Here is an 18,246-nt window from a genome sequence, read left to right on the forward strand (position 1 = left end):
GCGCAGCAGCCCCAGGATTCAGAAGCCTGCACCGGCCCGGGAGCGCTCCCGGGCTTAGTGCGTTCAACCAGGGACCTTTATGTCACGTCGCATTTCCCCCGTCATACCCGGCTTCGGGCTGACGCTGGGCTACACCTTGGTGTACCTCAGCCTGATCGTGCTGATACCACTGGCCGCCATGTTCGTGCATGCCGCGCAGCTCACCTGGGAGCAGTTCTGGAACATCATCAGCGCACCACGGGTGCTGGCCGCGCTGAAACTGAGTTTCGGCACCGCCCTGTTCGCCGCCATCATCAACGGTGTGATCGGCACCCTGCTGGCCTGGGTGCTGGTGCGCTACACCTTCCCCGGGCGCAAGGTCATCGACGCGATGATCGACCTGCCGTTCGCCCTGCCCACCGCCGTCGCCGGTATCGCCCTGACCGCCCTGTACGCCCCGGCGGGCTGGGTCGGCCAGTTCGCCACCGACCTCGGTTTCAAGATCGCCTACACCCCCCTGGGCATCACCCTGGCGCTGACCTTCGTCACCCTGCCGTTCGTGGTGCGCACGGTGCAGCCGGTGCTGGCCGACATCCCGCGTGAAGTCGAGGAGGCCGCCGCCTGCCTGGGTGCCAAACCGCTGCAGGTGTTCCGCCACGTGCTGGCGCCGGCGCTGCTGCCGGCGTGGCTGACCGGCTTCGCCCTGGCCTTCGCCCGGGGCGTGGGCGAGTACGGTTCGGTGATCTTCATCGCCGGCAACATGCCGATGAAGACCGAGATCCTGCCGCTGCTGATCATGGTCAAGCTCGACCAGTACGACTACACCGGCGCCACCGCCATCGGCGTGCTGATGCTGGTGGTTTCCTTCATCCTGCTGCTGCTGATCAACCTGCTGCAGCGGCGCATCGAAACCCCTTGAAGGAGGCCGGCAATGTCTAGTCAAACCATGAGCGCAACCGCCGCCAACGCCGCCCGACGCAGCAGCGCCACCTCGCGCCGGGTGCTGATCACCCTGGCCTGGATCGTCTTCGCGCTGTTCCTGGCGCTGCCGCTGGTGATCGTGGTGTCGCAGGCACTGAAGAACGGTTTCGGCACGTTCTTCGAAGCGATTTTCGAGCCCGACGCGCTGTCCGCGCTCAAGCTGACCCTGCTGGCGGTGGCCATCTCGGTGCCGCTGAACCTGGTGTTCGGGGTGTCCGCCGCCTGGTGCGTGAGCAAGTACAGCTTCCGCGGCAAGAGTATCCTGGTCACCCTGATCGACCTGCCGTTTTCGGTGTCGCCGGTAATCGCCGGTCTGGTCTACGTGCTGATGTTCGGTGCGCAGGGCCTGTTCGGGCCGTGGCTGCAGGACCACGATATCCAGATCGTCTTCGCCCTGCCGGGCATCGTCCTGGCGACCATCTTCGTCACCGTGCCGTTCGTCGCCCGTGAACTGATCCCGTTGATGCAGGAGCAGGGCACGCAAGAAGAGGAGGCTGCGCGCCTGCTCGGCGCCAACGGCTGGCAGATGTTCTGGCACGTGACCCTGCCGAACATCAAGTGGGGCCTGATCTACGGCGTGGTGCTGTGCACTGCCCGGGCCATGGGCGAGTTCGGCGCGGTGTCGGTGGTGTCCGGCCATATCCGCGGCGTCACCAACACCTTGCCGCTGCACGTGGAGATCCTCTACAACGAGTACAACCACGTCGCGGCCTTCAGCGTGGCCAGCCTGCTGCTGATCCTGGCGCTCTTCATCCTGCTGCTCAAGCAGTGGAGCGAGAACCGTATTAACCGCCTGCGCTACAGCGCCGCGGAGGAATGATTCATGTCGATCGAAGTTCGTAACGTCAGCAAGCGCTTCAACAGTTTCCAGGCCCTGGACAACATCAACCTGGATATCCACAGCGGCGAGCTGGTGGCCCTGCTCGGTCCTTCCGGCTGCGGCAAGACCACCCTGCTGCGCATCATCGCCGGCCTCGAGACCCCGGACAACGGCAGCATCGTGTTCCATGGCGAGGACGTGTCCGGCCACGACGTGCGCGATCGCAACGTTGGTTTCGTGTTCCAGCACTACGCGCTGTTCCGCCACATGAGCGTGTTCGACAACGTCGCCTTCGGCCTGCGCATGAAGCCCAAGGGGGAGCGCCCGAGCGAGAGCAAGATCGCCGAGAAGGTCCATGAATTGCTGAACATGGTGCAACTCGACTGGCTGTCCGACCGCTACCCCGAGCAGTTGTCCGGCGGCCAGCGCCAGCGTATCGCCCTGGCCCGTGCCCTGGCGGTTGAGCCCAAGGTGCTGCTGCTCGACGAGCCGTTCGGGGCGCTGGATGCCAAGGTACGCAAGGAACTGCGCCGTTGGCTGGCGCGCCTGCACGAGGACATCAACCTGACCTCGGTGTTCGTCACCCACGACCAGGAAGAGGCCATGGAAGTCGCCGACCGCATCGTGGTGATGAACAAGGGCGTGATCGAGCAGATCGGCTCGCCCGGCGAGGTGTACGAGAAGCCGGCCAACGACTTCGTCTACCACTTCCTTGGCGACTCCAACCGCCTGGCGCTGAGCGAAGGGCACCACGTGCTGTTCCGTCCGCACGAAGTGTCGCTGTCGCGCCACGAGACCGAGGGGCATCATGCCGCCGAAGTGCGCGACATCCGCCCGCTGGGTGCGACCACGCGAGTGACGCTGAAGGTGGAAGGGCAGAGCGAGCTGATCGAGGCCGAAGTGGTCAAGGATCACGACAGCCTCACCGGGCTGGCGCGTGGGGAGACGTTGTTCTTCCGGCCGAAGGTGTGGCAGAAGGTGGCGGATATCTGAGCCGGCGCTTGTGATGGAAAACCCGGGCATGGTCCCGGGTTTTTTATTGCCTGGACGGACGCAATCGCGGGGCAAGCCCGCTCCCACGTAGGGTCCAGCGTGGGAGCGGGCTTGCCCCGCGATTGCAGTGTCCGCCAGCATGCCATTCGAGCATTTTTCATATGCCCTCAAGGCATCCAAAAAGCACTGGTCGGCTGCAGGCCTTTGCTACCGGGCCCTGCAAGGAACTGGGCAAAACAGTTAGATTAAAAAGATCTAGCTTTAACTTTAAACATTACTTTATGAGCTAAGTATCTGGGCCCGATGATTCAGCCACACACCTGAATCAGAACCCCAGGAGTTTTAGCAATGGGCAATGTCCAGACGGCCGTCAGGGCCTACGACCAGCCATGGCGCCCGGCATCGGGTGACCTGGTCGAGCTCGGACGCACGCTGCGCCTGCCGCTGGGCCAGTTGCGCCTGCAACGCACGCCGGTCAGTGGCCTGAAGCGCCGCGACAAACTGGCGCTCGGCCTGCTGGTGCTGGTGCTGCACGGCGCGGCGGCGTACTGGGTCAGCCACCAGCCGACCCCCGAGCTGCCGGTCATCCCGCCGAAGATTCCGCCCATGACCATCGAGTTCGCCGCGCCCGCACCACCGGTGGTCGAGCCGCCGCCGCCGGCCCCTGTGGTCCAGCCGCCACCACCGCCACCGGTGGTCGACGAACTGGCCGCCAAGCCCGCGCCCAAGCCGGTCCCGAAACCCAAGCCAGTGCCCAAGCCCGTGGCCAAGCCGCAGCCCAAGCCAGTCGAGGCGCCACCGCCAACACCGGTCGCCGCGCCAGCCCCTCCGGCGCCGGCACCTGCGCCACCTGCGCCCGCGCCGGTCACCCCGGCCTCGGCCAACGCCGCGTACCTGAAGAACCCGGCGCCGGAGTATCCGCAGATGGCCCAGCGCCGCGGCTGGGAAGGCACCGTGCTGCTGCGCGTGGAGGTGCTGCCCAGTGGCAAGCCGGGGCAGATCCAGATCCAGAAGAGCAGTGGCCGCGACGCCCTGGACGCCGCCGCGCTGGCAGCTGTGAAGCGCTGGAGCTTCGTCCCGGCCAAGCAGGGCGACGTGGCCCAGGTGGGCTGGGTCAGCGTACCGATCGATTTCAAGCTTCGTTAACTTGCGACCGCATACAGGAAGGACTTCATCATGAGCTTGTTGGCATCTCCCCTCGAATCCGTTGAAAGCGCGGTCATCTGGCTGCTGGTCGGCTTCTCCGTCGCCACCTGGGCGCTGGCCCTGGTCAAGGTCGTGCAGTTCGTGCGCCTGAAGAACCAGGACAAGCGCTTCCACCAGCAGTTCTGGGCCGCGTCCAGCCTCGACTCTGCCGCCGAGCCCGCCCACGATCTGCCAGGCCCGGCCGCCCGTGTCGCCCAGGCGGGCTTTGCGGCGATCGCGGTCGGCGAGCCTGGCCAGGCCAGTGACCTCAGTCAGGCGATCAACCACCAGGACCGCCTGGAGCGCGCCCTGCGCCAGCAGATCGTCCGCGAGCGCCGTTCGCTGGAGACTGGCCTGGCGGTGGTTGCCAGTATCGGCAGCACCTCGCCGTTCATCGGCCTGTTCGGCACCGTGTGGGGCATCATGGAGGCGCTCAAGGGTATCAGCGCGGCGGGCTCGGCCAGCCTGGAAACCGTGGCCGGCCCGATCGGCGCGGCGCTGGTCGCCACCGGCGTGGGTATCGCCGTCGCGGTGCCGGCGGTGCTGGTCTACAACTACTTCCTCCGTCGTCTGAAGCTGACTGCGGCGGACCTCGACGACTTCGCCCACGACTTCTACAGCCTGGCGCAGAAGAGTGCCTTCCGCGTGCTGGTGCACCCGGCGGTGCAGCGCCAGCACACCGGCTTCACCCAACCTGTGAAGGAGGCCTCCTGACATGGCCTTCTCGACCCAGGACAGCGATGAAGTGTTGAGTGAAATCAACGTCACGCCATTGGTGGACGTCATGCTGGTGCTGTTGGTGGTGTTCATCGTCACCGCGCCGTTGCTGACCAATGCCATCCCCATCAACCTGCCCAAGACCGAGGCCGTGGCCCCGGTGGAGCAGAAGGACCCGCTGGTGGTGAGCATCGACGGCAGCGGCAAGCTGTTCATCAACAAGGACGAGATCCAGCCCGACCTGCTGGAGACCAACCTCAAGGCTGCCAAGGACAAGGACGCCGAGCTGCGTGTGCAGCTGCAGGCCGACGATGGTGTGAACTACGGCGAGGTCGCCCGCGCGATGGCGGCGATCGAGCGTGCCGGGATCAGCAAGCTGGCGGTGATCACCGCCCGCTGACCGGCGATACCCTCTTCAGGCAAGTGCTTAGGGGCCATTTTCCTTGGCAGGGGATGGCCCTTTTTTTATTGGAGACGCGGATGTGACGTCTTTCGCGATCCCTGTAGGAGCGGCCTTAGTACTGTGCAAGACAGTTGCTTTAAAAGAATTTTGGGTTATTAATAAATAGCTTATTATTCCTTTACGAATATAGCCCCCTCCCTATACTTGCACCCAAGCACGCAAAATTCCGGAGGCGTCCCCATGCGCAATGAGTCGATTCGTTACCTGATTGTGCCGGGCTGGCAAGGATCGCCAGACAACCATTGGCAGAGCCACTGGCAGCGCAGCCTGCCTAACAGCGCCCGGGTCGAGCAGCATGACTGGCTGACCCCGCAGCGGCGCGACTGGGTCCAGGCGCTGGAGCAGGCGATTGCCGCCGAACGCTCGCCGGTGATTCTCATCGCCCACAGCCTGGGCTGCATCACGGTCGCCCACTGGGTCGCCCAGGCCAGCCCCGAGCTGCTGCGCCGGGTACGTGGTGCATTGCTGGTGGCGCCGGCGGATGTCGAGCGTCCGACCTGCGTGCCAGCCTTGCGCAATTTCGCGCCGATTCCACTTCAGGCTTTGCCGTTCCCCAGCCAGGTGGTCAGCTCCGACAACGACCCGGCGGTGAGCGTGCCGCGCGCGCTGTACCTGGCCCAGGCCTGGGGCGCCGAGGCCGGGCTGCTGGCCGACGCCGGGCATATCAACGTCAAATCCGGCCATGAGCGTTGGGAACAGGGCTTCGCCTACCTCTACCGCCTGCAGGCCCGTGTCGATCAGCGCGCGCTGCGCCGCGCCTGATCCGCCGGTTTCATCGAACGAGTCGAATCCCCGGCCGCCTGCGGCCGGGGCGGGAGTATTCCATGACGTTTCACACTGCTTTCGGCCAGCCGTTGCTGACCTTCCCCGAACTGGACAAGAGCCCGCTGAGCATTCGCGCCAAGGCGCTGGTGTTCGTCGATCCGCGTTCCCAGGCGTTGCGCCAGGCCCTGGAGCGGTTGGCGCCACAACCGCTGCCGGTGCTGATCCGTGGCGAAACCGGCACCGGCAAGGAACTGCTGGCCCGGCAGATCCACCGCGCCAGTGATCGCGGCGGGTTGTTCGTATCGGTCAATTGCGCGGCCATCAGCCCGACCTACGCCGATGCCGAGCTGTTCGGCTACAGCGCCGGCACCCAGGGTGGCACCGCCAGCAGTCGAGCCGGCTGGTTCGGCTCGGCCAACGGCGGCACGCTGTACCTGGACGAGATCGCCGACCTGCCCCTGGCGATCCAGGGCAAGCTGCTGGCGGCCCTGGAAAACCGCGAGGTGACCCGGGTCGGCGCCGCCCAGCCGCAGGCGGTCGATGTGCGGCTGGTGGCCGCTTCCAGTATCGACCTGGCCCAGGCCGTGCGCGCCGGGCGCTTCAACGAGCGGCTCTACCATTACCTGCACGAGGGCGAGCTCGAGCTGCCGGCATTGCGTGATCGGGTCGGCGATATCCTGCCGCTGGCCGAGTACTTCGTCGGTATCTACAGCGTGCGCCTGGATCGGCCATTGCCGTTGATCAGCGAGGCGGCCCAGCAGGCGCTGGAGGCCCATGCCTGGCCGGGCAATACCCGTGAGCTGGAGAACGTCATTCACTTCGCCCTGCTGGTCAGTGATGGTGAGGAGATCCTTCCCGCGCATCTCGACCTTCCGGATACCACACCCTTGGCCAGCCTGGCCCGTCAGCTCGCGCAACTGGGTGCCAGTCGGGAGCCGCAAACCCTGGGCGACCTGCGCGGGCTGCTGGGCGCAGCCTTGGCGCAATTGGGCGAATCCGCGCCGTAGAGCTGTGCCTGGCCGCTCATAAGCAAAGGTTGTGATGGCGATTTGTTTTTGGAATAAGCAGCTAATCAAAAGATATTGTTACGGAATAAAAAATCTCGGTATTGTCCGTTTCACGCCCACCCGAACGGATGGGCACCCGACTCGCCATCTGCGATGGCCCAGCTTTAGAACAAGGATCACCATGAAAAAGACCCTGCTGACCACCGCCCTGGCCGCCGCCCTTTCGTTCGCTGGCCTGGCCAATGCCGCCGAGAAACTGGTGGTCGCCGCCACGCCCGTGCCGCATGCCGAAATCCTCGAACTGATCAAGCCGACCCTGGCCAAGGAAGGCGTGGACCTGCAGATCAAGGTCTTCACCGACTATGTCCAGCCCAACGTGCAGGTCGACCAGAAACGCCTGGATGCCAACTACTTCCAGACCCTGCCGTACCTGAAGAACTTCAACGAAGGCAAGGGCACCCACCTGGAAACCGTGATCGGCGTGCATGTCGAGCCGTTCGGTGGCTACTCGAAGAAGGTCAAGAGCCTGGCCGAGCTGAAGGATGGCGCCACCGTCGCCATCCCCAACGAAGGCAGCAACAGTGGCCGCGCCCTGCTTCTGCTGCAGAAGGCTGGCCTGATCACTCTGAAAGACCCGAAGAACGCCCTGGCCACGCCGAAAGACATCGCCGAGAACCCGAAGAAGCTCAAGTTCCGCGAGCTGGAATCGGCCATGCTGCCGCGTGTGCTGGATCAGGTCGACCTGGACATGATCAACACCAACTACGCCCTGGAAGCCGGCCTGAACCCGGCCAAGGACGCCCTGGTGATCGAAGGCAGCGACTCGCCGTACGTTAACTTCCTGGTCGCCCGTCCGGACAACAAGGACAGCGAGGCCATCCAGAAGCTGGCCAAGGCGCTGACCAGCCCGGAAGTGAAGGCGTTCATCGAGAAGAAATACAGCGGTGCGGTACTGCCGGCGTTCTGATACGCGGCCTGGTACGAAAAACGCCGACGCATTTTGCGTCGGCGTTTTTGTTTGGGCTGGCTTGAAGAGGGCTCGGCAGGTCCGGCCCTATCGCGGGGCAAGCCCGCTCCCACGCAGCCCGCTCCCGCAAAGTGGGGGACGCTTGTGGGAGCGGGCTTGCCCCGCGATGGCGTCTTCAGCGCTGACTGGCCAGCGCCCGGCGCAGGGCCAGGAGCCACAGCAGTTGTTCATTCGAAGCAGGCAAGCAGGGGCTGTTCATCGTTGTCTTCCTTGTTGAATGTGATGGGCCGTGCAAGTCACAGTTTGAGACCACTTGGAGGGGGAAAGTCTCGGAAAGATCCGCATGTCATGAAGGAAATTTCCGAGCGTCACGGGGTGGTGATATAGATATGCAATAAAGATATTTATAAAAATATTTTTATGCCTTTAGAGTCTAGGGATCGTGCTTACCGGCACAGCGCCACCATTCGTGAAACGACGCCGAGCCACCCTCGTGCCGACCCTGGACCTTCCCCATGCCGTACCTTCGTGACCCCGTGTCGAGGCCCCTTCCATGAGCTTCGACACCGCTTTCATGCTTAGCACACTGCCGGCCTTCTTCAAGGCCGTTGGCGTGACCCTGCAAGTCGGGGTGATCGCCATCGTCACTTCGTTGCTGGTGGCGTTGCTCAACGCGACGATCCTGGTGTTGCGCACGCCGTACCTGTGGCGCCTGGTCAAGGGCTACGTGGAGCTTGCCCGCAACACACCACTGCTGATCCAGCTGTTCTTCGTCTACTTCGCCTTGCCGAGCCTGGGGCTGAAGGTCTCCGGCTTCGCCGCCGCGATCATTACCCTGACGTTCATGGGCGGTGCCTACCTCACCGAGGTGCTGCGCGCCGGGGTCGAGGCCGTGCCGCGGGCGCAACTGGAGTCCGGGCGCTCCATCGGGCTCTCCGAAGGGCAGTTGCTGCGCCACGTGATCCTGCCCCAGGCCGGCATCCTCAGCCTGCCGGCGCTGTTCGCCAACTTCGTCTTCCTGCTCAAGGAGACCACCGTGGTGTCGGCGGTGGCGGTGCCGGAGATCCTCTACACCACCAAGAACTACATCGCCCTGTACTACAAGACCTACGAAATGCTCGCCGTGCTGACCCTGCTCTGCGTGCTGATCTTCCTGCCGCTGTCGCTGCTGCTGCGCTACCTGGAACGGAGGCTGCAACATGGCCAGTTCGGGCATTGAGCTGCTGCTGGTTTCGCTGCCGCAACTGGCCACGGGCGCCGGGCAGACCTTGGCGATCTCGGCCCTGGGCATCCTGTTCGCCACTTTGGGCGGCGTGCTCTACGGCGTGCTGGCGACCCTCGGCAGCCGTTGGCTGAACATCCTGCTGCAGGTGTACCTGGAGCTGTTCCGGGCAATTCCCGTGCTGGTCTGGCTGTACCTGGTGTTCTTCGGCTTGCCGATCTTCTTCGGCCTGAGCATCCCCAGCTTCTGGTGCGCGGTGCTGGTGCTGGGCCTGTGGGGCGCGAGCGAGGTCGGCGAGGTGGTGCGCGGCGCCTTGCAGTCGCTGCCACGCGGGCAGCGCGAGGCGGGGTTGTCGATCGGCCTGGGCGGCTGGCAGCTGTATGGCTACGTGCTGCTGCCCCAGGCGCTCAAGCGCATGACCCCGCCGACCATCAACATCTACACGCGGATCATCAAGACCAGCTCGCTGGCGGTGCTGATCGGCGTGGTCGAAGTGATCAAGGCGGGGCAGCAGATCATCGAGCGCACCTACGAGTCGGTGCTGATCTACGGCGCGCTGTTCCTGTTCTTCTTTCTTGTCTGCTATCCGCTGTCGGCCGCCTCCCGCGTGCTGGAGCGACGCTGGGCCCACGCATGAATCCATTGATCGAATTCCAAGGCTTCAACAAGTTCTTCGGCCAGCACCAGGTGCTGGCGGACATCGACCTCAAGGTCCAGGCCGGCGAGGTGGTGGTGATCCTCGGCCCCAGCGGCTGCGGCAAGAGTACCCTGCTGCGCTGCCTCAACGGCCTGGAGGAGGCCCAGGGCGGCAGCCTGCGCCTCGACGGCCAGGAGCTGCTCGGCCCCGACACCGACTGGCGTCAGGTGCGCCAGCGGGTCGGCATGGTGTTCCAGAGCTACCACCTGTTCGGCCATATGAGCGTGATCGACAACCTGCTGCTGGGCCCGCTGAAGGTGCAGAAGCGCGAACGGCGCGAAGCCCAGGCCCAGGCCGAGGCGCTGCTGGCCCGGGTCGGGCTGCTGGACAAGCGCGACGCCTTCCCCCGCCAGCTCTCCGGTGGCCAGCAGCAACGTATCGCCATCGTCCGTTCGCTGTGCATGAACCCTCAGGTGATGCTGTTCGACGAGGTCACCGCCGCCCTCGACCCGGAGATGGTCAAGGAGGTGTTGCAGGTGATCCAGGGCCTGGCCCGCGAAGGCATGACCCTGCTCATCGTCACCCACGAAATGGCCTTCGCCCGCGCGGTGGCCGACCGCATCGTGTTCATGGAGGCCGGCAGGATCCTTGAACAGAACCACCCCGAGCGCTTCTTCACTCAACCGCAGAGCGCACGCGCGCAGCAGTTCCTGGAGAAATTCTCGTTCGTCGAAAGCCTGCCCAAGACACTGCACAAGGAACTGTCATGAAGACTGCCCCGTTCGCCAAACTGCTCGCTCCACTGCTTGGCCTGGCCCTGCTGGCCGGCTGCAACAAGTCCGAAGACCCGGGCAAGCCCGCCGCGGCCTCGCCGGCCACCAGCTACCTGGAAACCATCAAGGCCCGCGACAAGCTGATCGTCGGCGTTTTCACCGACAAGCCACCGTTCGGCTTCGTCGATGAAGGCGGCCGCTACGTGGGCTTCGACACCGACATCGGCCGCCGCTTCGCCAAGGACCTGCTGGGCGATGAGAGCAAGGTCGAGTTCGTCGCCGTCGAGCCTGCCAGCCGCATTCCGTTCCTGCAGAGCGACAAGGTCGATCTGATCCTCGCCAACATGACCGTCACCCCCGAGCGCAAGGAAGCGGTGGACTTCACCAACCCCAACCTGCGCGTGGCGGTACAGGCCATCGTTGCTGATGGCAGCCCGGTGCAGAAGCTCGACGACCTGGCCGACAAGACCATTATCGTCACCACCGGCACCACCGCCGATATCTGGCTGACCAAGAATCACCCGGACTGGAAGCTGCTGAAATTCGAGAAGAATACCGAGTCGCTGGCCGCCCTGGCCAATGGCCGTGGCGATGCCTATGCCCAGGACAACCTGATCCTGTTCAGCTGGGCCAAGCAGAACCCGGGCTATCGCGTGCTGCCGCAGCTGCTGGGCGACGAGGCGCCGATCGCCCCGGCGGTGAAGAAGGGCAACACCGAGTTGCGCGACTGGGTGAACAGCGAGCTGGCCAAGCTGGGCGAGGAGAAGTTCCTGCTCAAGCTGTATGACCAGTACGTACGTAAGGAACTGAGCGACGACACCAAGCCTGAAAGCGTCATCGTCGAAGGCGGCAAGTGGCAAGGTTGATTGTCTGAACGGGGCCGCTGTGCGGCCCATCGCCGGCAAGCCGGCTCCCACATGGAGTATGCAGGTTCCTGTGGGAGCCGGCTTGCCGGCGATGGGCTGCAAAGCAGCCCCAGTTTCTATCTGGGCACCAGCCGCAGCGTGCTCTGCGCCGGAATCACCCCCATCCGCGCCTTGTGATAGCGCCCCTCGATATAGTCCTCGGCCTGATCGCCGTAATGCCGGTCGAACGGCACGCCACTCTGCCCGACCGGGTTGATGGTCAGCGCGGCGCCTGCGTCTGCAAAGTCGATCAACCGGCGCGTGGAAGGGCCGTAGGTGACCGGCCAGGGCGCCGGGCCGATCTTCGCCGACAGGTTGTTCGGCACCTCGTGGGTGCCGGGCGCGGCGAACGGGCCGACATTGAACAGCAGGTTGAGCGGCTTCTTCACCCCCAGCGGATGGTTGTGGGTGAGGGTGTGGGCCTTGCCCCATTGCCAGCTGGCCGAATCCTTGCCGAACGTCTCGCGCAGGTGCTTGAGGCTGCGTTGCCAGGCCAGGCGCACGATGGCGCCACGGTCGGTGCGTTCGCTGGCGCCGCGCTGGCTCCACCACGGCGATGTCGGGTCCGCGGCCAGGCGGGGCAGGGCGGCGTCGATGGCGCGGGTGCTGATCAACACCGGGAACCAGGTATCGCCCAGCTCGTCGTGCAGGGCGGCGAATGCCAGTTCGTAGAGGAACTGGTTGAACAGCGTGGCACTGGTGGAGTCCAGCGGATAATCGCCGCGCCAGGCGGCCAGTTGCTCGACCAGCTCCTTCTCCTCGTCGCCCTGGGCGATATTGCGCAAGGTGCCGAGCAGCGGCGCCAGGGTGCGCGGGCCGTAGTCGGTGCTGGTGTCCAATTGCAGGGCCTGGCTGTTCTGGGTGTCCCACTTGATGTCTGGGTCGCTCAGCTGGCGATCGAGCTGACGACCGCGATCGGCCAGGTTGTAGTAGCCGGGCACGGGGATTGCGCCGGGCGGCTGGTAGTTGGCCGAGACGATGTAGCCGCTGGCCGGGTTCTCCTGCTGCGGATTGGCGCTGAACGGGTAGAAGCCCGGCTTGGCGGCCTGGCCGCTGGCGCCATCGAGAATGAACGCCGGGTTGACGCCGTCCGGGCGGATCGGCAGGCGTGCCGCCGCCCACCAGCCGATATCGCCCCGGGCATTGGCCCATACCAGGTTCAGCCCCGGCGCCTGGACCTTGGCGGCTGCCTCGCGCATCTTGCCCAGGGTGTCGGCGCGGTTGATCTGGTAGAAGCCTTCGAGGATCGGGTTGTCGGTTTCCAGGAACGCCCACCACATGGCGATGGGCGTCGGGCCGGCGGTATCGCCGAGCACGCTGTTGACGATCGGGCCATGGGGCGAGCGGCGCAGGGTGATGCTGGCAGGTTCCGCGCCCTTGACCGCGATCTTCTGCTCGGTCTTTTCCAGTGGCTGCCATTTGCCGTCGACCATCACCTGCTCGGGGTCCTGCGGATTGGTCCGCTCCGCGACCAGGTCGACGTCGTCGTTCTGGAACATGGTCAGGCTCCAGCCGAAGTCGCGGTTGTGGCCGAGCAGGGCGAACGGGTTGAGCGCCTGGAAGTAGCCATACAGGTTGAAACTCGGCGCCGACAGTTCCGCCTCGTACCAGATCGCCGGCACGGCGAAGCTGATATGCGGGTCGCCCGCCAGCAGTGGCCGGCCACTGCGGGTGCGGCTGCCGGCCACGGCCCAGGCGTTGCTGCCCTCGAACTGCGGGATGCCGGCGTCGCCCAGGGCGTCGTGGCTCAGCCGTGCCAGCTGCTCCAGGCTGCGCCAGTCGGCGGCGGCCAGGGGCGTGGCCACGGCGCCGTCGGGATGCCAGTCAAGGTCGAAGATCGTCAGGTAGTCGGGGCCGAGCTGGTCGCGGATGTAGGTCAGCGCGGGGTCGGTACGAAACGCCGCGGCGAAGCTGTAGGCGAGGTAGCCGGCGATGCTCAGGGTGTCCTCGGCGGTGAAGGGGCGTGGCGGGATGCCGAGCAGGTCGAACTCCATCGGTTTGGGATGGCTGGCCTGCCACTGGTTGATGCCGTCCAGGTAAGCCTGCAGCGCCTGCCAGGCCGGCGATTGGCGGTCCTGGCGCTGCGCCATCAGGGCCGCCTGGTCGCGAATGCGCAGGCTGCGGAACAGGGTGTCGGTGGGCAGCAGCTTCTCGCCCAGCACCTCGGCCAGCTCGCCACGGGCCAGGCGGCGCATGATCTCCATCTGGAACAGGCGGTCCTGGGCGTGCACATAGCCCAGGGCGCGGTAGAGGTCCTGCTCGTTCTGCGCCTGCAGGTGCGGCACGCCGCGGGCGTCGAAACGCACGCTGACCGGCGCCTGCAATCCGCCGACGGCCACCTCGCCGTCACGTTGCGGCTGCTTGTCCCGCACGTACCAGTAACCGGCGCCTGCGGCGGCCACGGCGATCACCACCGCCAGCAAGGTCAGGCTGCGCTTCATCGAGACTCCTTGTACGTTCGAGCGAGAAATATGGTCCGATCATCGGCGTATGCGCGAACTGAGCATAGCCCTGGAAGGCACTTTCATGTCCCTCGGCGAAAAACAGCGCGCGGGCGTTTCATTCGGTCCAGGGGCAATAGCAGCCGACTGCCAAGGTGTTGGATGCCTGTACCCGGCGTCCTTCGTTCAGCGCCGTGAGGAGTGGCTCGATGAAGCTGTTGCTGGAGTTGCACACCGCGCCTTCGCTGTAGGGGCCGAAGTAGGCGAGGTTACCGTCGTGGTCCCAGATCGCCACGGCGGGGGTGGCCGGCAGCTGCTCGCTGCCGGGCAGGCTGGCCAGGGGCTTGAGCGCGGCGAGATTGGCCGGCAGCTGGCCGTGGCTGCCGGGGCGCTGCAGGACATGGAAGCTGACGCCCTGCGGCGCGAAGTGCTCGACCAGTTCACCCAGGTGCTGCTGGTTGCCGACGTTGCAGGGGCAGGCCGGGTCCCAGAAGTGCACCACGCGGATCGGGCCCGGGCCTGCCAGCTCGGGGGGCAGGCGCAGCTGGCGGCCGTCGAAGAAGGTGGTCTGGTTGTCGAAGGTGCGCAGGTAGCGGGACTGGAAGCTGTCGTAGGCCCACCAGAGGGCGGTGGCGCAGAGCAGCAGTGCAAGTAATGTGAGAAATCGCTTCGCCATGGGGGCCTTGGCACGAGGTCGCATTGTTGGTCGGAGGAGGGGCCAAGCTTGCCATGACGCGGCCCAGAGCTGAATATCGCAGATCAATACTTGCTTCACTGTGGATCTACTGATGCCCGCCAGCTTCAATCCCGACCAGCTGCGTACCAGCCTGTCGCCCCTCGTTGATCGTCAGCCGTTGTCCGCCCAGGGCCAGGCCTACCAGCGCTTCTATGGCCTGGATCTGCCCGCGCACAGTTGGCTGGGTGGCTTCCGGGTGGCGGGCTTCGATCTGGTCGGCCAGCTCTGGCTGCCGGAGCAACCGGTGGCGACAGTGTTCCTGCTGCACGGCTATTACGATCACATGGGCCTGTACCGGCATGTGATCGCGTGGGCATTGGGCCAGGGCTACGCGGTGATCGGCTGCGACCTGCCCGGGCATGGCCTGTCCAGCGGCGAGCGGGCCAGCATCGATGACTTCGGCATCTACCAGCAGGTGCTCGATGCGCTGTTCGAGCAGGCCCGCCTGCTGGAACTGCCGCGCCCCTGGCATCTATGTGGACAGAGCACCGGCGGGGCGATCGTGGTCGATCACCTGCTGCACCAGGGCGAACGCAGCCCGGCCGACGGCCAGGTGATCCTGCTCGCGCCCCTGGTGCGCCCGCGTGCCTGGCACTGGTCGAAACTGAGCTATCGGGTGCTGCGCCACTTCGTCAACGGCATCGAGCGGCGCTTCAGCGAGAACACCAACGACCCGGCCTTCCTGCCCTTCCTCGAGGCCGATCCGCTGCAGCCACGGCGCCTGCCGACCGCCTGGGTCGGGGCGCTGATGAAGTGGGTCCGGCGTATCGAAGCCGCGCCGCGCAGCACACGCCGGCCCCTGATCGTGCAGGGCGAGGCGGACGGCACGGTGGACTGGCCCTACAACCTCAAGGTGCTCAAGGCCAAGTTCGCCGAGCCGCAGATCCTCATGCTGCCCGAGGCGCGGCATCACCTGGCCAACGAGCTGCCCGGCATTCGCCAGCGCTACTTCGACTTCATTGGCCAGCGCCTGGGCTGATCACTTCAGCTCGGCGGCGTTCTGGCCCACGGCCAGGGCGGCGCGTACCGCGGCCACCGCCGCCTTGTAGTAGGCCTGACCGTCGGCGGATTCGGCGAAGGTGGCGAATTCCTCCAGCTCGGCGTCCGACAGGTCGCGATAGACGTACAGCAGGGTGTTGTTCAGGTCTTCGCCGACCTGGTTCATCAGGCGTTGGCGCTGGCCATCGAGCAGGTTCTGCGCCTGGCCGCCACCGAACAGGCCGGGCAGCATCGAACTCAGGCTATCGGCCGCCACGCCGGCGATCGCCAGGCTGACCTCGGCCCCGGCTTCGCGGGCCGGCAGGGATTGTGCCAGGTGGCCGACGATCAGCAGGCGGTTGTCGCTGGCCTGGACCTTCGGCAAGCCCTTGGCGTTCTTCGCCAGCTGGTCCTTGCGCGTGGCCAGCAGCTCGGCGGCCACCACCTTGCGCCCCAGTGGCGACTGGAAGAACGCCAGGGCCGGCGAGGGACTCGCCAGGTTGGCGCGCAACTGCGCCTGGGCCCGGCGGTCCATGGCCTGGGCCTGGAAGCGCTGGTTGCTGTTGTTGACCAGCGCCTGGTAGACGGCAGGCGGCAGGCTGTTGCGGTAGCGCTGCTGGGCGGCGCTCACGGCATCGATGAAATGGGCGCGCTGGTCGGGCCAGCCGGCGGCCTTGTACAGCTGATCGAGGCTGTCTGCCCAGACAGGCATGGTGCAGATCATCAGCAGAAGCAGGGAAAACAGACGGCGCATTCAGGACTCCTGTCGGCAGGCCGCTATTGTCCTAGGCGTGGCGGGGCTTTGTCGAGTCGCCAGCGGTGCTTCCTGACCAAGTGGCGCTGTGCGAGCGATTAGCGAATGGCTATGATGCGCCATGCACACTCCTTTCGAACATCCGCTGCTGTCGACGATCGTCGACGACCTGGCCACCCGTGGCTGGTCGCAGCAACCTCTCTTCCTGCCCGACGCGCTGTCGCGCGCGCTGGCGGCCGAATGCCGTCGCCGTCACGCCGAGGGCGAATTCAACCCGGCCAGCGTCGGTCGTGGCGCCGCGCAGGAGATCCGCGAGGCGATCCGTGGTGATCAGATCCAATGGCTCGACCCCGGCGAGTCGAAGGTCTGCGACCGCTACCTGGGCGCGATGGACAGCCTGCGCCAGGCCATCAACCAGGGCTTGTTCCTGGGGCTTGAGGACTTCGAGTGCCATTTTGCCCTGTATCCGCCGGGGGCTTTCTACAAGCGCCATCTCGACCGCTTCCGTGACGACGACCGGCGCATGGTGTCGGCCGTGCTCTACCTCAATGAAGGCTGGCAGCCGGAGGATGGCGGGCAACTGCGGATGTTCCTGCGAGACGGTGTCGAGCACGACGTGCAGCCGGTCGCGGGCAGCCTGGTGGTGTTCCTGTCGGGTGAAGTGCCGCACGAAGTGCTTCCGGCCGGGCGTGAGCGCCTGTCGTTGACCGGCTGGTTCCGGCGCCGTGGCAATGATCCGTTCTGAGCGGCCGAAGGTGCTGGTCAGCGCCTGCCTGCTGGGCCAGCCGGTGCGCTATGACGGGCGTGCCAGTGGCCACCCCGACGTGTTGCAGCGCTGGCAGGCCGAAGGCCGGGTGGTGCCGCTGTGCCCGGAGGTGGCCGGTGGCTTGCCGACGCCGCGCCCGCCTGCGGAAATTCCGGGCGGGCAGGGCGGCCAGGTCCTGGATGGGCAGGCGCGGGTAGTGACGGTGTCCGGCGACGATGTCAGCGAGGCGTTTCTGGCCGGGGCCCGACTGGCGCTGGAGCTGGTGCGCCGGCACGGCATCCGTGTGGCGGTGCTCAAGTCCGGCAGCCCGTCGTGTGGCAACCTGCAGACCTATGACGGCAGCTTCAGCGGTGTGAAGGTGGCGGGGGAAGGGGTGACCACAGCCTTGCTGCGTCGAGAAGGGGTGCAGGTGTTCAGCGAGCTGGAGTTGGACGACGCGCAGCGAGCGTTGGCCAAGATCTGATCGTAGGACAAGCCCGCTCCCACGCAATGGTGACCATGACGGCAGAGTGGGAGCGGGCTTGCCCCGCGATGCGGTGTTACTGTCCGGCGGTCGCCTGCTTGGTGCCCTTGAACCATTTGCTTTCCAGGTCGGCCAGACGGCCATCGTTCTCGATCCGTTGCAGGGCATTGTTCACAGCCGTCTCGAAGGCTGGATTGCCCTTCTGGTATGGGATCACCAGTTTCTGGCTGGCCAGGGTACGAATGGCGTCGAGCTTGTCGCTCAGTTCGATGTCCTGCTTGTTGAAGGTCATGTCGTACTTGCCGCTCTCCACCCCGGGCAGCACCTCTTCGGCGGCGGTCTCGACGAACTCGGCCCGCACATCCAGCTCCTTGGCCAGGGCCTGCCCCAACTCGATCTCGAAGCCAGTCAGGTGTTCGTTCTCCTTGAACGCATAGGGCGGCGCGTCGCCAAGCACGGCGATGCGCAGTTCGCCACGGTCATTGATTTCGTCGATCAGTTCGGCCTGGGCCAGTGGGCTGAACAGAACCGCCAGCAGAATGCCAATGGTCAAACGCATGAGTGCCCCTTTCTTGTTTGGCAGATGAAGTGCATTCGCCGTGGCTTTCTCGTCTGCCCCGGTCGAACGCAGCCTAAGACCTCCAGGTCGCGGCAAGGTTTTCTTCTGCCTTGAAATATTTCTGTCCCTGTTTTT

20 protein-coding genes are annotated in these 18,246 nt (G+C 65.5%); 16 read left to right on the plus strand and 4 right to left on the minus strand.

Annotated features, from left to right (window positions below; all coding sequences use genetic code 11):
- The first annotated feature begins 79 nt into the window (after nt 1–79).
- From cysT to HU751_RS09550, 13 genes are all read left to right on the plus strand, one after another.
- Complete coding sequence (gene cysT, locus HU751_RS09490) at nt 80–898, plus strand: sulfate ABC transporter permease subunit CysT (RefSeq protein ID WP_028688531.1); 819 nt, start codon at nt 80–82, stop codon at nt 896–898.
- 12 nt (nt 899–910) lie between these two features.
- Complete coding sequence (gene cysW, locus HU751_RS09495) at nt 911–1,780, plus strand: sulfate ABC transporter permease subunit CysW (RefSeq protein WP_186732400.1); 870 nt, start codon at nt 911–913, stop codon at nt 1,778–1,780.
- A gap of 3 nt (nt 1,781–1,783) precedes the next feature.
- Nucleotides 1,784–2,773: a sulfate/molybdate ABC transporter ATP-binding protein gene (locus tag HU751_RS09500; protein WP_011536261.1), complete on the plus strand. Its 990-nt coding sequence runs from the start codon at nt 1,784–1,786 to the stop codon at nt 2,771–2,773.
- A gap of 348 nt (nt 2,774–3,121) precedes the next feature.
- Entirely contained in the window at nt 3,122–3,919 is a 798-nt protein-coding gene (locus tag HU751_RS09505) for an energy transducer TonB (RefSeq protein WP_186732401.1), read from the plus strand.
- Nucleotides 3,920–3,949: 30 nt separating this feature from the next.
- Nucleotides 3,950–4,672: a MotA/TolQ/ExbB proton channel family protein gene (locus tag HU751_RS09510; RefSeq protein ID WP_028688527.1), complete on the plus strand. Its 723-nt coding sequence runs from the start codon at nt 3,950–3,952 to the stop codon at nt 4,670–4,672.
- Nucleotide 4,673: 1 nt separating this feature from the next.
- Complete coding sequence (locus tag HU751_RS09515; RefSeq protein ID WP_028688526.1) at nt 4,674–5,075, plus strand: ExbD/TolR family protein; 402 nt, start codon at nt 4,674–4,676, stop codon at nt 5,073–5,075.
- A gap of 243 nt (nt 5,076–5,318) precedes the next feature.
- Nucleotides 5,319–5,900: an alpha/beta hydrolase gene (locus tag HU751_RS09520; RefSeq protein WP_186732402.1), complete on the plus strand. Its 582-nt coding sequence runs from the start codon at nt 5,319–5,321 to the stop codon at nt 5,898–5,900.
- 62 nt (nt 5,901–5,962) lie between these two features.
- A complete protein-coding gene (locus HU751_RS09525; protein WP_186732403.1) occupies nt 5,963–6,910 on the plus strand; it encodes a sigma 54-interacting transcriptional regulator in 948 nt (315 codons plus the stop codon).
- A 181-nt stretch (nt 6,911–7,091) separates the two neighbouring features.
- Nucleotides 7,092–7,877, plus strand: coding sequence for a MetQ/NlpA family ABC transporter substrate-binding protein (locus HU751_RS09530; RefSeq protein ID WP_050707418.1), 786 nt, complete (start codon nt 7,092–7,094; stop codon nt 7,875–7,877).
- A 553-nt stretch (nt 7,878–8,430) separates the two neighbouring features.
- Complete coding sequence (locus HU751_RS09535; protein WP_186732404.1) at nt 8,431–9,096, plus strand: amino acid ABC transporter permease; 666 nt, start codon at nt 8,431–8,433, stop codon at nt 9,094–9,096.
- Entirely contained in the window at nt 9,077–9,736 is a 660-nt protein-coding gene (locus tag HU751_RS09540; RefSeq protein ID WP_186712581.1) for an amino acid ABC transporter permease, read from the plus strand. The genes HU751_RS09535 and HU751_RS09540 overlap by 20 nt, the downstream gene beginning before the upstream one ends.
- Nucleotides 9,733–10,506 carry an amino acid ABC transporter ATP-binding protein gene (locus HU751_RS09545; protein ID WP_186732405.1) on the plus strand — a complete coding sequence of 258 codons (774 nt, stop codon included), beginning with the start codon at nt 9,733–9,735 and terminating at the stop codon, nt 10,504–10,506. Before HU751_RS09540 ends, HU751_RS09545 begins: the two co-directional genes overlap by 4 nt.
- Nucleotides 10,503–11,375, plus strand: coding sequence for a transporter substrate-binding domain-containing protein (locus HU751_RS09550; protein ID WP_186732406.1), 873 nt, complete (start codon nt 10,503–10,505; stop codon nt 11,373–11,375). Before HU751_RS09545 ends, HU751_RS09550 begins: the two co-directional genes overlap by 4 nt.
- Nucleotides 11,376–11,491: 116 nt before the next feature.
- On the opposite strand, the gene HU751_RS09555 is transcribed toward HU751_RS09550, so the two are convergent.
- Nucleotides 11,492–13,855 (minus strand): penicillin acylase family protein, encoded by a 2,364-nt coding sequence (locus tag HU751_RS09555; RefSeq protein WP_186732407.1) that lies wholly within the window; start codon nt 13,853–13,855, stop codon nt 11,492–11,494.
- Nucleotides 13,856–13,973: 118 nt separating this feature from the next.
- A complete protein-coding gene (locus HU751_RS09560) occupies nt 13,974–14,555 on the minus strand; it encodes a DUF6436 domain-containing protein (RefSeq protein WP_186732408.1) in 582 nt (193 codons plus the stop codon).
- Nucleotides 14,556–14,643: 88 nt separating this feature from the next.
- Between HU751_RS09560 and bipL the strand changes: the two genes are divergently transcribed.
- Entirely contained in the window at nt 14,644–15,570 is a 927-nt protein-coding gene (bipL, locus tag HU751_RS09565) for a phospholipase BipL (protein WP_186732409.1), read from the plus strand.
- Here the strand turns inward: bipL and HU751_RS09570 are convergent, their stop codons facing one another.
- Nucleotides 15,571–16,323, minus strand: a complete 753-nt coding sequence (locus HU751_RS09570; RefSeq protein ID WP_186732410.1) for a DUF2059 domain-containing protein — start codon at nt 16,321–16,323, stop codon at nt 15,571–15,573.
- Between the two features lie 121 nt (nt 16,324–16,444).
- Here HU751_RS09570 and HU751_RS09575 point away from each other — a divergent pair, with 121 nt between their 5' ends.
- Together HU751_RS09575 and HU751_RS09580 are read left to right on the plus strand one after the other, a co-directional pair.
- Complete coding sequence (locus HU751_RS09575) at nt 16,445–17,068, plus strand: 2OG-Fe(II) oxygenase (RefSeq protein WP_186732411.1); 624 nt, start codon at nt 16,445–16,447, stop codon at nt 17,066–17,068.
- Nucleotides 17,055–17,552 carry a 2-thiouracil desulfurase family protein gene (locus HU751_RS09580; RefSeq protein ID WP_186732412.1) on the plus strand — a complete coding sequence of 166 codons (498 nt, stop codon included), beginning with the start codon at nt 17,055–17,057 and terminating at the stop codon, nt 17,550–17,552. Before HU751_RS09575 ends, HU751_RS09580 begins: the two co-directional genes overlap by 14 nt.
- 76 nt (nt 17,553–17,628) lie before the next feature.
- On the opposite strand, the gene HU751_RS09585 is transcribed toward HU751_RS09580, so the two are convergent.
- A complete protein-coding gene (locus tag HU751_RS09585; protein ID WP_186732413.1) occupies nt 17,629–18,111 on the minus strand; it encodes a transporter substrate-binding domain-containing protein in 483 nt (160 codons plus the stop codon).
- Nucleotides 18,112–18,246: the final 135 nt, after the last annotated feature.

This window comes from Pseudomonas peradeniyensis (assembly GCF_014268935.2).
Lineage (GTDB): Bacteria > Pseudomonadota > Gammaproteobacteria > Pseudomonadales > Pseudomonadaceae > Aquipseudomonas > Aquipseudomonas peradeniyensis.